The organism is Streptomyces canus, from assembly GCF_001514145.1.
Lineage (GTDB): Bacteria > Actinomycetota > Actinomycetes > Streptomycetales > Streptomycetaceae > Streptomyces > Streptomyces canus.
The window spans coordinates 452,234-466,473 of sequence record NZ_KQ948660.1; the positions used below are offsets into that span (position 1 = coordinate 452,234).

At 72.4% G+C, this 14,240-nt stretch carries 15 protein-coding genes; 7 read left to right on the top strand and 8 right to left on the bottom strand.

Annotated features, from left to right (window positions below):
• Together AQJ46_RS18840 and AQJ46_RS18845 are read left to right on the top strand one after the other, a co-directional pair.
• On the top strand, positions 1–666 hold the full coding sequence (locus AQJ46_RS18840) for a futalosine hydrolase (protein WP_057608584.1): 666 nt from the start codon (positions 1–3) through the stop codon (positions 664–666).
• A complete protein-coding gene (locus tag AQJ46_RS18845; protein ID WP_059206689.1) occupies positions 656–1,504 on the top strand; it encodes a 1,4-dihydroxy-6-naphthoate synthase in 849 nt (282 codons plus the stop codon). The genes AQJ46_RS18840 and AQJ46_RS18845 overlap by 11 nt, the downstream gene beginning before the upstream one ends.
• Here the strand turns inward: AQJ46_RS18845 and AQJ46_RS18850 are convergent.
• Positions 1,497–1,955 carry a hypothetical protein gene (locus AQJ46_RS18850; RefSeq protein WP_059206690.1) on the bottom strand — a complete coding sequence of 153 codons (459 nt, stop codon included), beginning with the start codon at positions 1,953–1,955 and terminating at the stop codon, positions 1,497–1,499. The two genes, AQJ46_RS18845 and AQJ46_RS18850, sit on opposite strands and share 8 nt — an antisense overlap.
• Complete coding sequence (locus AQJ46_RS58795; RefSeq protein ID WP_059206691.1) at positions 1,955–2,338, bottom strand: cold-shock protein; 384 nt, start codon at positions 2,336–2,338, stop codon at positions 1,955–1,957. Before AQJ46_RS58795 ends, AQJ46_RS18850 begins: the two co-directional genes overlap by 1 nt.
• Positions 2,339–2,501: 163 nt before the next feature.
• On the opposite strand from AQJ46_RS58795, the gene AQJ46_RS18860 reads away from it, so the two are divergent.
• Positions 2,502–2,762, top strand: a complete 261-nt coding sequence (locus AQJ46_RS18860) for a hypothetical protein (RefSeq protein WP_057608587.1) — start codon at positions 2,502–2,504, stop codon at positions 2,760–2,762.
• Here AQJ46_RS18860 and AQJ46_RS18865 read toward each other — a convergent pair.
• A complete protein-coding gene (locus tag AQJ46_RS18865; protein WP_059206869.1) occupies positions 2,729–3,373 on the bottom strand; it encodes an HAD family hydrolase in 645 nt (214 codons plus the stop codon). The two genes, AQJ46_RS18860 and AQJ46_RS18865, sit on opposite strands and share 34 nt — an antisense overlap.
• A gap of 52 nt (positions 3,374–3,425) precedes the next feature.
• Positions 3,426–4,481 (bottom strand): hypothetical protein, encoded by a 1,056-nt coding sequence (locus AQJ46_RS18870; RefSeq protein WP_059206692.1) that lies wholly within the window; start codon positions 4,479–4,481, stop codon positions 3,426–3,428.
• 133 nt (positions 4,482–4,614) lie between these two features.
• Here AQJ46_RS18870 and AQJ46_RS18875 point away from each other — a divergent pair, with 133 nt between their 5' ends.
• Both AQJ46_RS18875 and AQJ46_RS18880 read left to right on the top strand, forming a co-directional pair.
• On the top strand, positions 4,615–7,137 hold the full coding sequence (locus AQJ46_RS18875; RefSeq protein WP_059206693.1) for a helicase-associated domain-containing protein: 2,523 nt from the start codon (positions 4,615–4,617) through the stop codon (positions 7,135–7,137).
• Between the two features lie 99 nt (positions 7,138–7,236).
• Complete coding sequence (locus AQJ46_RS18880; RefSeq protein ID WP_059206870.1) at positions 7,237–8,136, top strand: UTP--glucose-1-phosphate uridylyltransferase; 900 nt, start codon at positions 7,237–7,239, stop codon at positions 8,134–8,136.
• Positions 8,137–8,139: 3 nt separating this feature from the next.
• Here AQJ46_RS18880 and AQJ46_RS18885 read toward each other — a convergent pair whose 3' ends face one another.
• Entirely contained in the window at positions 8,140–8,688 is a 549-nt protein-coding gene (locus tag AQJ46_RS18885; RefSeq protein ID WP_059206871.1) for a hypothetical protein, read from the bottom strand.
• A gap of 138 nt (positions 8,689–8,826) precedes the next feature.
• Between AQJ46_RS18885 and AQJ46_RS18890 the strand changes: the two genes are divergently transcribed.
• A complete protein-coding gene (locus AQJ46_RS18890; RefSeq protein WP_057608828.1) occupies positions 8,827–10,476 on the top strand; it encodes a DNA repair helicase XPB in 1,650 nt (549 codons plus the stop codon).
• A 13-nt stretch (positions 10,477–10,489) separates the two neighbouring features.
• On the opposite strand, the gene AQJ46_RS18895 is transcribed toward AQJ46_RS18890, so the two are convergent.
• Complete coding sequence (locus AQJ46_RS18895) at positions 10,490–10,852, bottom strand: hypothetical protein (protein WP_059206694.1); 363 nt, start codon at positions 10,850–10,852, stop codon at positions 10,490–10,492.
• A 72-nt stretch (positions 10,853–10,924) separates the two neighbouring features.
• Positions 10,925–11,113: a hypothetical protein gene (locus AQJ46_RS18900; protein ID WP_057608591.1), complete on the bottom strand. Its 189-nt coding sequence runs from the start codon at positions 11,111–11,113 to the stop codon at positions 10,925–10,927.
• Between the two features lie 376 nt (positions 11,114–11,489).
• Between AQJ46_RS18900 and AQJ46_RS18905 the strand changes: the two genes are divergently transcribed.
• Positions 11,490–13,478: a HelD family protein gene (locus AQJ46_RS18905; protein WP_404828461.1), complete on the top strand. Its 1,989-nt coding sequence runs from the start codon at positions 11,490–11,492 to the stop codon at positions 13,476–13,478.
• On the opposite strand, the gene AQJ46_RS18910 is transcribed toward AQJ46_RS18905, so the two are convergent.
• The gene (locus AQJ46_RS18910) at positions 13,475–14,215 is read right to left on the bottom strand and encodes a copper homeostasis protein CutC (RefSeq protein ID WP_059206696.1); all 741 of its coding nucleotides are present in this window, start codon (positions 14,213–14,215) and stop codon (positions 13,475–13,477) included. The genes AQJ46_RS18905 and AQJ46_RS18910 overlap by 4 nt on opposite strands.
• Between the last annotated feature and the right edge of the window lie 25 nt (positions 14,216–14,240).

The window sequence follows — 14,240 nt, forward strand, 5'->3', positions numbered from 1 at the left end:
ATGCGCATCCTCGTGGCCACCGCCGTCCCGGTCGAACGGGACGCGGTGGCCCGCGCGTTCGAGGGCACGGCGGCGGCCGTCGACGTCGTCGCCGTGGGGGTCGGGCCCGCTCTCGCCGCCGCCTGCACCGCCACCGCGCTCACCAAGGCCGCCGTGGAGGGTGCTCCCTACGGCCTCGTCGTCTCCGCCGGGATCGCCGGCGGGTTCCTGCCGCACGCGCCGCTCGGGTCGCTCGTCGTCGCCGACGAGATCACCGCGGCCGACCTCGGCGCCGAGACCGCCGAGGGGTTCGTGCCGGTGACCGACCTGGGGTTCGGGGTCGTCACCCACCGTCCGCCGGAAACACTCGTACGGGCCGCCGTGGCCGCGACCGGCGGCCGGGCCGGAGCCGTGCTCACCGTCTCCACGGTGACCGGTACGGCCGCCCGCGCGACCGCCTTGAGGGAACGCCATCCCACCGCCCTCGCCGAGGCCATGGAGGGCTTCGGGGTCGCCGAGGCGGCCGGGGCGCACGGGGTGCCCGTGCTGGAGATCCGGGCCGTCTCCAACCCGGTCGGTCCGCGCGACCGGGCCGCCTGGCGGATCGGCGACGCGCTCACGGCCCTGACGGAGGGGTTCGGGAAGCTGACGCCCGTACTGGAGGGTTGGACACACCATGACGACTGAGCCACTGCAGATCGCGTACTCCCCCTGCCCGAACGACACGTTCGTCTTCGACGCGCTGGCCCATGGCCGGGTGCCGGGGGCGCCTTCGCTGGACGTGACCTTCGCCGACATCGACATCACCAACGGGATGGCGGAGCGCGGTGAGTTCGATGTGCTGAAGGTGTCGTACGCCGTGCTGCCGTACGTCCTCGACGAGTACGCGCTGCTGCCCTGCGGGGGTGCGCTGGGGCGCGGGTGCGGGCCGCTGGTGCTGACGCGTGAGGCCGGCGTGGATCTGGCCGGTCGTACCGTCGCCGTGCCGTCCGAGCGGTCGACGGCGTATCTGCTGTTCCGGCTGTGGGCGGCCGACGTCGTCAAGGGCGGAGTCGGGGAGATCGTCGTGCTGCCGTTCCACGAGATCATGCCGGCCGTGCGGGACGGTCGCGTGGACGCGGGGCTCGTCATTCACGAGGCGCGCTTCACGTACCAGAACTACGGGCTGCACAAGCTCGCGGACATGGGCGAGCACTGGGAGTCGACGACGGGGTTGCCGATTCCGTTGGGGGCGATCATCGCCAAGCGCGCTCTCGGTGCCGAGCGGCTGATGTCGCTCGCCGAGTCCATCCGTGCGTCCGTGCGGGCCGCTTGGGACGAGCCCGAGATTTCCCGGCCCTATGTCATGGAACATGCGCAGGAGATGGATCCCGCTGTCGCCGATCAGCACATTGGTTTGTACGTCAACGAGTTCACCGCGGACCTCGGGGAAGACGGATATGCGGCGATTCGGGGACTGCTGACCCGGGCGGCCGCGGAAGGGCTTGTGCCCGCTTTGGGGCCGGACGCGTTGTCGTTCACCTGACGCGTTCCTGCGGGGCGCTCGGCCATTGGGCCAGTTTCAGCATTCCCAGGACGCGGTGGATCAGGAAGCAGGCGAGCGGCAGTTCCACGCACACCGCCAATGCCGCCGACCACCAGACGTCCGGGGTGCCCAGGGCCAGCGACACGTCGAACCACGCGTCGCAGACCAGCAGGGCACCCGTCGACACGGCCGCCACCACGACCCCCCGGTGGCGGCGCCAGCCGAGCAGGGCCGTGGCGGCCATCGCCAGCAGGAGCAGGACGTCGAAGCCGACCCAGGTGGTGCGCCACTGGCGGACCGTGTAGCCGCTGGGCAGCGTGAACGCCAGCAGGATCGTCCACGGGACCAGGCCCACGGCGCACACCGTGAGCAGTTCCAGGGTGTGCCGCCGCTGCCGCCGGATGTGCTCCAGCAGCTGCGGGGACGGCGCCTCGGCCTCTGTCTCGCTCACTACACGTCGAGTTGGTCGGCGACCGCTCGCAGGAGACCGGCGATCTTCGCGCCCGCCGCCTTGTCGGGGTAGCGGCCGCGCTCCAGCATGGGCGTGATGTTCTCCAGAAGGGTCGTCAGATCCTGGACGATGGAGGCCAGTTCGTCCGGCTTCTTGCGGGTCGCCGCCGCGACCGAGGGGGTCGGGTCGAGGATGGCCACCGAAAGGGCCTGGTCACCGCGCTGCCCGGCGACCACTCCGAACTCCACCCGCTGTCCGGGCTTCAGTGTCTCGACTCCGGCAGGGAGGACGGAGGAATGGACGAAGACGTCACCGCCGTCGTCGCGGGAGAGAAAGCCGAAGCCCTTCTCACTGTTGAACCACTTGACCTTGCCGGTAGGCACGTCTGTCCTCGTCCTCGTACTCGTCGGAAAACTGCTTCTGAAACGGCTCTTGATAGCACTGGGGCGGGTCGTCGGGACCCGCCGGTTCCCAGGCTAATGGTCTTCAGGCCGGTGACAAGACGTCGCCCGGTTGTTCCTTCGCGCAGGGAACTACCCTGGTCCGGTGCGTGACAAAACCCAACCGAATTCCGCCGCTCCCGGTGACCGACTGATCCGTGCCGGAGCCATCGTCTTCTTCATCGGCGCGGTGGCCACTCTGGTCACCGTGGCCCCGTTCCTGCTCGGAACGACGCCTTTTCCGACGTACATGTTCGGATTGAGCATGCTCATGGCCGTCGGGTTCGTGGTGGCCGGTGCGGGCGTGCTGCAATCGGTCGCGGCGGGAAGGCGTCAGGCGCGGGCCGGCAGACAGCCCGCACGGTAGTCCGAAAACCACCCCGGGAACTCGGTGAGATCTCCGAGGACGACATCGGCTCCGGCCTCGCTCAGTTCCTCGGCGGTGCACGGTCCCGTGGGCACCGCGACCGAGTGCGCCTGGGCGATCCGCGCCCCGCGCACATCGCCGGTGTGGTCGCCGACGTACACGCTCGCACCGTGCTCGCGCAGCGCCTCGCCCTTCTGCTCGGCCCACAGGTTGCCGATCACCGCGTCCGGCTCCAGGCCCAGGTGCTCCATGTGCAGCTTGGCGTTGGGCTCCCACTTGGCCGTCACGACGATCGCCCGCCCGCCGGCCGCCTGGACGGCGCCTATGGCCTCGCGGGCGCCGGGCATCGCCAGGGTGCCGGTGATGGCGTACGACGGATAGAGCTCGCGGTAGAGGCCCGACATGGCCGGGACGCGGTCCGCCGGGAACCAGTACGCCATCTCCTCCTCCAGAGGCGGCCCGAGCCGCGTGACCACAAGGTCGGCGTCGACGTACGTCCCCGTCCGCTTCGACAGCTCCACCCAGCAGGCGTGGATGCCGGGGCGGGAGTCGATCAGCGTCATGTCCAGGTCGAAGCCGACGGTCGGGGCGGTGATGCTCGCAGAGGCCATATGGGCCATTGTGCCCGGGCGGCGGGGCCCGCAGACACCGGATTTCCGCGGCCTACCGCTGCCGCTGCGAGCGCCACACCAGGAACAGCGCCGACGCCACGGCCGCGCCCCGCACCACCCATGGCCACGTCTCGGAGATCGCGTCGTTCATGTGGCCCTGGGCGATGGGCTCGCCCCAGCGGCCCTCGTTCCTCCCCCACAGCCAGACGAGCCCCGCGGTGAGCGAGAGGCCGGGCAGGATCACGACGGCCCATTTGGTCTCGGTGTCGGTCAGCCGGCGCGAGGCCCAGGCGATGAGCCAGCCGACGACCAGGACGAGCAGGTTGCCGAGCACGGCACCGGCGACGAGCAGCGCGGCGGCGAGCAGGAGGAGGGGGTTGCTCCAGCCTCCGCCTCCGGAGCCCGCGGCCCGGAAGAAGGGGCGCCTGCGGGCCGGGACGGCCTCGACGACCGGTTCCGCGGCCTTCGTGACCTTCGGCCTCCACCAGGCCGTACGGGTCCTCACCACCGGCGCCTGCGCCACCTGCTCCACGGCCGGCTGAGGCTCGGGTTTCTTCTCCTCCTTGGGCGGCGGGGGCTTCAGCAGCTCCGGGATCTCCACTCCGCCCACGAAGCCCGGCACGCTGTCGCCCACGCCGAAGGGACTGCTGTCCACCCGCCACCAGTCGGGCTGCGCCGCACTGTCGCCGAGCTCGTCCAGGCCGGCCAGATGCGGGCCGTGGGACGTGTCGCGGTCGGCGGCCGGGGCGGGCTGCGGCGGGGTCCCGGGGCGCGGCCGCGGGACGACTTTGCGCAGCCCCTTGGGCCGCTCGGTGTCCTCCGGCTCCCGGTCCCGCTGTACGGGCATGGAGACGACCGGCGACTGCGGGGCACTGCCCGCCGTGCCTCCGGCGGCGGTGACCACCTCGTCGGGGCTGCCCAGCCTGGCGATGATCCGGCGGACGGCGGCGGGCGAGTCCACGGTGACCTTGGCGCGCCGCCGGTCGATCTCGTTGCGCAACTCCGAGACCAGTCTCATGCGGGTGGACGACGGCAACTGCCGCTGCTGCGCGACGTCTCCGACGCGGCTCAGATACTCGTAGACGACCTGGTCGCTCTCGATACCCACGAAGTCCCCTCCGGGGTTGGTGCGTTGGCTGCCCCGTGGGACGAAACTAGCGCACCGCCCCCGGGGACGCGCACCCCCGCCGACCGCGCCTGTCCGGTCCGGCGGCCGGAGGCAACCCGCTACCGTTGGTCGGATGAGCAACCCGGCCGTACCGCCGCGCTCCCTCGCGGAAGCGCTCCGGGCCAGGGACGACGCCTCCCTGGCCGCGCTTCTGCGTGCCCGCCCCGACCTCATCACCCCCGTGCCCACGGACCTGACCCAGCTCGCGACCCGGGCCGGGACGCGGGCGTCGGTGGTGCGGGCGCTGGAGCGGCTGGACCGTTTCGCGCTGCAGACGGCGGAGGCGCTGGCCGTGGCCGCGGACCCGGCGCCGTACGCGGAACTGCTGGCGCTGCTGACCGGTGACGGCGGCGACCCGGCCGTCTCTTCGGCGCTTCCCCGCGCCCTCGCCACCCTGCGGGAGCAGGCGCTGGTGTGGGGGGACGACGACCGGCTGCGGCTGGTGCGCACCGCCCGGGAGCTGCTCGCGCCCTCGCCGCAGCATCCGTCGCCGACCGGGCTCGGGCCGACCGTGCAGGAGGCCACGGCGGGCATGTCGCCGGGCCGCATCCAGGACATCGTGACGGCGACGGGGCTCGGCTCGACCCACGACGCGGTGTCGGCGGTGGCGTCGCTGACGGCCCTGTTCGGGGACCGCGAGCGGATGTCCGCGCTGCTCGACGGGCTCCCGGAGGAGTCGCGGGAGGTGCTCACCCGGCTGGTGTGGGGCCCGCCGTACGGCCAGGTCACCGCCGACCCTGCGGCCCATCTGCGGCGCCTGCTGGACCTGGGGCTGCTGGTGCCGACGGCGCCCGGGACGGTCGTACTTCCGCGGGAGGTGGCCCTGCACCTGCGTGGCGGCCGTGCGCACCGCGCGGTGGAGCCGCTGCCGCCGGCCGTGGAGGCCGCGGCGACACACCGTCCACAGGTGGTGGACGCGACGGCGGCCGGGCAGGCGTACACCGCGCTCGCGACCGTCGAGGAGCTGCTGAAGGACTGGGACGAGGGCGGGCCCGCGGTGCTGCGGGCGGGCGGCCTCAGCGTCCGCGACCTCAAGCGCACGGCCGTCGCCCTGGACGTGGCGGAACCGGTCGCCGCGTTCTGGGTCGAGCTGGCGTACGCGGCGGGCCTGCTGGCCTCCGACGGCGAGGCGGACGAACGGTACGCGGCGACCCCGGCCCACGACGAGTGGATGGAGCAGCCCGCGGCACGGCGCTGGGCCCGTCTGGCGGAGGCGTGGCTGACGGCGACGCGGGTGTCCGGCGTGGTGGGCGGCCGGGACGCGAAGGAACGCACGCTGTCGACGCTGGGCCCGGGACTCGACCGCAGTGCGGCGCCGGAGGTACGGCACCGGGTGCTGACGCTGCTGGCGGGGCTGCCGGAAGGCGCGTCGCCGTCGAAGGAGTCGGTGCTGGCCCGGCTGCGCTGGGAGCGTCCGCTGCGGGGGCCGCAGCGCGAGGACGATCTGCGGTCACGGCTCGCGGAGTGGACGCTGGCGGAGGCGGAGCTGCTGGGCGTGACGGGGCGGGGCGCGCTGTCGGGGCACGGGCGGGCGTTGCTGGGCGCGACCGCGCAGAAGACGCCGGACCAGGCGCCGCAGGGCCCCGGCGACAAGCTGCCCGTGCACCATCGGCCCACCGTCGCGGAACCCCTCTCCCCCGCCGAGCAGGCCACCGCGTCCGCCGCGGCCGCCCGGCTGCTCACGCCGTTGCTGCCCGAGCCGCTGGACCACGTCCTGCTGCAGGCCGACCTGACCGCGGTGGCCCCCGGTCCGCTGCAGCGGTCGCTGGCCGAGGTGCTGGACGTGCTGGCCGACGTGGAGTCGAAGGGCGGGGCGACGGTCTACCGCTTCACCCCCGGCTCGGTACGCCGTGCTCTGGACGCCGGCCAGTCCGCCTCCGACCTGCACGCCTTCCTCGCCGCGCACGCGCGGACGCCGGTGCCGCAGCCGCTGACGTATCTGATCGACGACGTGGCGCGCCGGCACGGTCACCTCAGGGTCGGCGCGGCCTCCGCCTACGTCCGCTGCGACGACGACGCCCTCCTCAACGAGATCCTCGCCGACAAGCGCGCCGCGGGGCTGCGTCTGCGCCGCCTGGCCCCGACGGTGCTGGCCGCGCAGGCCGACCCGGCGTCACTCCTGGACGGTCTGCGGGCGATGGGCTTCGCTCCGGCCGCCGAGTCCGCGGAGGGCGATGTCCTGATCACCCGCGCCCACGCCCATCGCACCCCGCCCCGCACGGCCCCCGAACCCGTCCCGGACGGCCCCCCGATCCCCGACGCGACGCTCCTGTCGGCCGCGATCCGGGCGATCCGGGCAGGTGACCTGGCCTCGACGACCCCGCGCAGACAGACCGACCGGCCCCCGCCCGCCACCGGTGAGCTCCCCCGCACCAACTCCGCCGAGACCCTCGCCACCATGCAGGCCGCCGTCCTCACCGGCGAGGCCCTGTGGATCGGTTACGTCAACGCCGAGGGCGCCGCCAGCCAACGCCTCATCGCCCCCGTACGCGTCGAGGGCGGCTTCGTCACGGCCTACGACCACACCGCGGACGAGGTCCGCACGTATCCGCTGCACCGGGTGACCGGGGTGGCGGAGCTGGCGGACGAGGCGTAGGGCTCGAAACCGGCGCTTCCGGGAGGGGCGGAGGGGAAACGCTCTCCTGGACAGGACCGCGTGTCCGGCACACTCGGTGTCTTCGGCGAAGGGGATTTCATGGCAACGACGATCCGCAGGGCGGTCATCCCCGCGGCGGGGCTGGGATCCCGTCTGCTGCCCCTGACGAAGGCGATCCCGAAGGAGATGCTGCCGGTCGGTGACAAGCCGGTCATCGAGCACACCGTCAGGGAGCTGGTGGCATCCGGCATCACCGACATCACCATCGTCGTCTCCGGCGGCAAGGGGCTGATCCAGGACCACTTCCGCCCCAATCCGACCCTCGTCGCGCAGCTGCGGACGGACGGCAAGACGGCCTACGCGGACGCCGTGGAGGAGGTCGGCGAGCTCTCCCGGCTCGGGCACATCACCTACCTCGACCAGCACGGCCCGTACGGCAACGGCACTCCCGTCCTCAACGCCGCGCGCAACGTCGGCGACGAGCCGGTCCTGGTCCTGTGGCCGGACGACGTCTTCGTGGCCGAGGCCCCGCGCGCCCAACAGCTGATCCGCGCCTACGAGGCGACCAGCTGCCCGGTCCTCGCCCTGCTGCCGATGGACCCGGCCGACTCGCAGCGCTACGGCGTGCCCCGGGTCAAGGAGGACCTCGGTGACGGGCTGCTGCGGATCACCGGCCTGGTCGAGAAGCCGAAGCCGCAGGACGCGCCCTCCGCCTACGCGGCCATCGGCGGCTATGTCATCACCCCCGGCATCATCGAGGAGCTGCGCAGCCAGACCGAGCGCTGGTACGAGCACCGGACCGGAGAGATCTACCTGACGGACGCCATCAACGCCTACGCGAGCAGCAAGGCCGTCTACGGCCAGGTCATCCAGGGCCGCTGGTACGACACCGGCAATCCGCTGGCCTACCTCACGGCCCAGTTCGCCGCCGCGCTCGCCGACCCGGAGTACGGCCCCCATCTGCGCCGGCTGGCCGAGCTCGCCGAGGACCGGTCCTGACGGTCAGCAGTCCACGACGGCGGCGCCCGCCGGCAGCCCGAAGTGGGTGCGGGCCTTGTCCTCCAGGGCGCCGGAGGACATCGAGTCCTGGGCGAGCGATGCACCGACGAAACCGAAGTGGTCCCTCGTCCAGGACGCGTTCCCGGCACCGTCGGGGGCCTCCTCCTGGGACACGACCCGGTAGCCGCCCGCGGCCGCATGATCCCGTTCCAGCCGCACCACCTGCGGGATCTGCCCCGCGCTGCACTCCACCAGGGTGTCGTCGTGCACGCCGTACTCCACGCACAGCGTGAAGACGTCCGCCCGCACGTCGCCCCCGCGCTGCCGGAGACCGAGCGCCTCGGCCCGGCAGAACCAGCGTGCCTTCAGGGCGGGCACCGTCTCGCCGTATCCGCTGCCCCGCGCTTCGGACGCGATCCGGGCCTCGATCACCGGCCGGACCTGATCCCACAGCCGTGTGTCGACATCCGTCGCCGGCCACATCACGTAGGCACCGGTCGCCACCAGCACCGCGACCGCTCCCCCGCCGACCACCCATCTGCCCGCGGACATCCCCATACGCCCTCCTCGCCCCACTCCCGTCAGTCAAGACACACGAGCGGGGGCCGGGGTTGCACGCCGCGGAACTCCCTTGATCGTCCCTGGTTGAGGCACACTGGACGTTTGGCCCGTGCGGAAGGATGCATGTACGTGAACGGTCCTCTCATCGTCCAGTCCGACAAGACCCTGCTGCTCGAGGTCGATCACGAGCAGGCCGACGAGTGCCGTCGGGCCATCGCGCCGTTCGCGGAGCTGGAGCGGGCGCCCGAGCACATCCACACCTACCGGGTGACGCCGCTGGGGCTGTGGAACGCGCGGGCCGCCGGGCACGACGCCGAGCAGGTGGTCGACGCGCTGGTGCAGTACAGCCGGTATCCGGTGCCGCACGCCCTGCTCGTCGACGTCGCCGAGACGATGGACCGGTACGGGCGGCTCACCCTGAGCAAGCACCCCGCGCACGGGCTCGTGCTCACCACCACCGACCGGCCGGTGCTGGAGGAGATCCTGCGCTCGAAGCGGATCATCCCGCTGGTGGGGGCGCGGCTCGACCCGGACACCGTGGCCGTGCACCCCTCCGAGCGCGGGCAGATCAAGCAGACGCTGCTGAAGCTGGGCTGGCCCGCCGAGGACCTCGCGGGGTACGTCGACGGCGAGGCGCACCCGATCGAGCTGGCCGAGGACGGGTGGGCGCTCAGGCCCTACCAGAAGCAGGCCGTGGAGAACTTCTGGCACGGCGGCAGCGGGGTCGTGGTGCTGCCCTGCGGTGCGGGCAAGACCCTCGTCGGCGCCGGGTCCATGGCGCAGGCCAAGTCGACCACGCTGATCCTCGTCACCAACACCGTCTCGGCCCGGCAGTGGAAGCACGAGCTGGTGAAGCGGACCTCCCTGACCGAGGACGAGATCGGCGAGTACAGCGGGACGCGCAAGGAGATCCGGCCCGTCACCATCGCCACCTACCAGGTGCTGACGACCCGGCGGAAGGGCGTCTACCCGCACCTGGAGCTCTTCGACTCCCGGGACTGGGGGCTCATCGTCTACGACGAGGTGCACCTGCTGCCGGCGCCCGTCTTCAAGTTCACCGCCGACCTCCAGGCCCGGCGCAGACTCGGGCTGACCGCGACCCTCGTGCGGGAGGACGGGCGGGAGTCGGACGTCTTCTCGCTCATCGGGCCCAAGCGGTTCGACGCGCCGTGGAAGGAGATCGAGGCGCAGGGGTACATCGCGCCGGCCGACTGTGTCGAGGTGCGGGTGAACCTGACCGACTCCGAGCGGCTCGCCTACGCCACCGCCGAGCAGGAGGAGAAGTACCGCTTCTGTGCCACGACCGCGACGAAGCGGAAGGTCACGGAGGCTCTGGTTCGGCGCTTCGCGGGTCAGCAGATCCTGGTGATCGGCCAGTACATCGACCAGCTCGACGAACTCGGCGAGCATCTGAACGCTCCCGTCATCAAGGGCGAGACCTCCAACGCCCAGCGCGAGAAGCTCTTCGACGCCTTCCGGCAGGGCGAGATCAGCGTGCTGGTGGTGTCCAAGGTCGCGAACTTCTCTATCGACCTGCCGGAGGCGACGGTCGCCATCCAGGTCTCGGGGACGTTCGGATCGCGGCAGGAGGAGGCACAGCGGCTGGGGCGGGTACTGCGCCCGAAGGCGGACGGCCACCAGGCGCACTTCTACTCCGTCGTCGCCCGCGACACGCTCGACCAGGACTTCGCCGCCCACCGGCAGCGGTTCCTCGCCGAGCAGGGGTACGCCTACCGGATCGTGGACGCGGACGAGATCCTGGCGGACGACGGCGCCTGAACCGGAGCCACGGTCACGGCATCGGGAGGGTGAAGACCAGCACCAGCACGGTCAGCGGCGGCAGTACCGCCACCGCTGCCAGCCATGCGCGCAGGGCCGACCAGCGGCGGTGCCGGGGCAGTGCCCAGGAGGCGACGTACGCGGGCAGGGTGACCAGGATCCCGAACTCCAGGATCCCGTAGATCACGGTCAGAGAGGTCATCAGCGCCGACGGGCAGTCGTCGGGGCCGCAGGAGTCGGTGGCCATCGCGGAGAGTCCGCCGAGGAACAGTGCGGCCGGGCCGAGGAGGACCAGCAGGATCGTCGCGACGAGAGGGGCCACCCAGGCGCGACGGTCCTGGTCGGTGGCGCATACCGGTGCGGTCGCTGTCGTCATGCGTCCGAGTGAACCGCCCGAGGGGACGGACGGGCATCGGCTCGGGTACTCATCCCGGACCGTGCCCCGTACTCACCGGCGACGCCGGACGACGCCCGCCTCCTCGCCGTACTCGCCGAGTATGACGACGTCGAAGGCGGCGCCGGCGATGACGCGGACGGCTCTCAGGGCCTGGCCGACGCGGTGGCGGGGGGTGAGGCCGGAGACGGGGGTCGCCCCGGACGGGCGACCGGGGGCTGGGGTGAAGGTCGCTGCACTCATGTCTCCATGGTGGCCTTCGAGGCATAAGGAGGGCATCGGTCCCAGGTAGCCACTTCCTGTGCTACCTGAGTACACCCCCTGGGTGGAGCCACCCCTACGGGACGGCGGGTCCGACCCTGAGACGCGGGAAAACTCGTTGGCCGCCTCACACCTCGCCGGTCTAGAATCTCCGCTCTTGCCCGCCTCCCTCCCGGAGCGCCGCCGACCGGACGGAAACCGGCCGGCACCTCGCTGCCGTCCACCCGGCAGCCATCCACCCCGCAGCGCCTTCGGAGGCACCCCCTTGTCCAGGCCGCCCACGCCCGTGCCCGTAGCCGACGACCCCCTGGCCCGCGAACGCTCCCACCTCGCCGGCTCGCGTGCCGCACTGCGCGCCATGCGGGAGGACGCCGAGTCGCTGGACATCAAGGACGTCACCGCGAACTGGGTCAACGCCGAGGTCCTGGCCCGCCAGATCGGCGAGCGCATCAAGTCGCTGGCCGACCTCAGCGACACCCCGCTCTTCTTCGGCCGCCTCGACTACCTGCACTCCCCCGGCGCCGACCGGGCCGAGGGCGCGGAGGGCGAGCGCTTCTACATCGGGCGCCGGCACGTCCACGACCACGACGGCGACCCGATGGTGATCGACTGGCGTGCGCCGGTCTCGCAGCCGTTCTACCGGGCGTCCAAGAAGGACCCGATGGACGTCGGGCTGCGCCGCCGATTCGGCTACACGCGCGGCGAGATCACGGCTTACGAGGACGAGCACCTCTCCGACCCCGCCGAGACGGCGACCACCAGCAAGCTGCTCCAGCAGGAGATCGAGCGCCCGCGCGTCGGCCCGATGCGCGACATCGTCGCGACCATCCAGCCCGAGCAGGACGAGATCGTACGGTCCGGACTCGGCGGCACGGTCTGTGTACAGGGAGGCCCCGGCACCGGGAAGACCGCCGTCGGCCTGCACCGGGTCGCGTATCTGCTCTACGCCCATCGCGAGCGGCTCGCCCGCACCGGCACCCTCGTCATCGGGCCGAACCGGTCCTTCCTGCACTACATCGAGCAAGTGCTGCCCGCGCTGGGTGAGTTGTCGGTGCAGCAGGCGACCGTCGACGACCTGGTGGCGGCGGGCCTGGAGGTGCGCGGCACCGATGACGCGGCCGCCGCCGTCCTCAAGGGCGACGCGAGGATGGCGGAGGTGCTCAAGCGGGCCGTGTACGCGCACGTGACGATGCCCGCCGAGCCGGTGATGGTCGTCCGCGGATCGCGCAGGTGGCGGGTCCCGGCGTACGAGATCGAGGAGATCGTCCGGGAGTTGCTCGACCGGGGCATCCGCTACGGCGCCGCCCGCGAGGCGCTCCCGCAGCGCATCGCGCACGCCGTGCTGGTGCAGATGGAGCGGTCCGGGGAGGCGCCGGACGACCGTGTGCAGGACGCGGTGGCCCGCAACCCGGCGGTGAAGGCCGCGGTCAAGGCGATCTGGCCGCCGGTGGATCCGGCGAAGCTGGTGCTCCGGCTGCTGACGGATGCGGACTTCCTCGCCGTCCACGCCGAGGGGATCCTCGACGAGGACGAGCAGAAGACGATCCTCTGGGCGCTGCCTGGATCTGGTAAAAGGGCGGTCCGGAGCGTGAAGTCGGCCAAGTGGTCCGCCGCGGACGCGGTGTTGATCGACGAGGCGACGGACATCGTGGAGCGCACGCACTCCCTCGGGCATGTGGTCCTGGACGAGGCGCAGGACCTGTCCCCCATGCAGTACCGCGCGGTCGGTCGCCGCTGCTCCACCGGTTCGGCGACCGTCCTCGGTGACCTCGCGCAGGGCACCACGCCCTGGGCGACGCGGAGTTGGGACGAGGCGCTGGCCCACCTGGGCAAGTCCGACGGCGTGATCGAGGAGTTGACGGCGGGTTTCCGCGTGCCGACGGACGTCATCACGTACGCCTCCCGCCTCCTCCCGCACATCGCGCCGGGCCTGACCCCAGTCGCGTCGGTCCGGGAGAACCCGGGCTTCTTCGATGTCCGCCCCGTGGAGACCACGGACCAAGTGGTCGCCGCGTGCGAGGAGTTGCTGCGCAACGAGGGCTCGACCGGCCTGATCGCCGCCGACGCCCGCGTCCCGCAGCTGGCGGAGGCGCTGACCGCGGCCGGCATCGGCCATCTGGCCCCCGGTGAGGAGACGACGGCCGAAACCCGTCTGACCCTGGTCCCGGCGTCCCTCGCCAAGGGCCTCGAGTACGACTACGTCGTCCTGGACGAGCCGCAGGCGGTGGTGGACGGCGAACCGGACGAACGCACGGGCCTGCGGCGGCTGTACGTGGCACTGACCCGAGCGGTGTCGGGGCTGATCGTGACGCACGCGGCGCCGTTGCCGGCGCAGCTCGCCGACTAGGGCGCCGCGTCCTGTTGCCTGCCGAGTGAGGGTGTGGGGGGCTGGTCGGGCACGTCCAGGACGTGCCGCCACTGCCGGACCGCGTCCGCCGACACCGGCGCCCCCCAGCCCTCCGGCCTCGCCGCCCCGCCGATGTGGAACGCGTCGATTCCCGCCGCCCACAGCCTCGGCACATGGTCCAGCCGTAGACCGCCACCCACCAGAAGCTGCTGTTCGTACCCCGGCTCCCCCGCCCGCGACGCCTCCGCGAGGAGCACCGGCAGCCCCTCGTCGACGCCCGCCGCCGAGCCCGCGGTGAGGTAGGTGTCCAGACCCGGCAGATCGGCCAGCTGCTTCCGCAGCGCGTCCCGGTCGGCGGCATGGTCGATCGCCCGGTGAAAGGTCCAGCGGCACCCGTCCAGCACCTCGACGACCCGCTCCACGGCGGCCAGATCGACCTCGCCGTCCACGTCCAGGAACCCCAGCACGAACTCCTGGGCCCCGGCGTCCGCCACCTCCCGGGCCGCCCGGGCCACCCGCGAGACGTCCCCCGCCCCGAACCCGTCCGCCAGCCGCAGCATCACCCGCACCGGGATGTCCACGGCGGCCCGGATCGCGGCGACCGTCGAGACCGTCGGCGTCAGACCGTCCGCCGCCATGTCGGTCACGAGTTCCAGCCGGTCCGCGCCTCCGGCCTGGGCGGCGATCGCGTCCTCGGCGTCCAGGGCGATCACCTCCAGGACTGCACGCTTGCTCATGGGACCCCATTCGTCGACGGTCTCG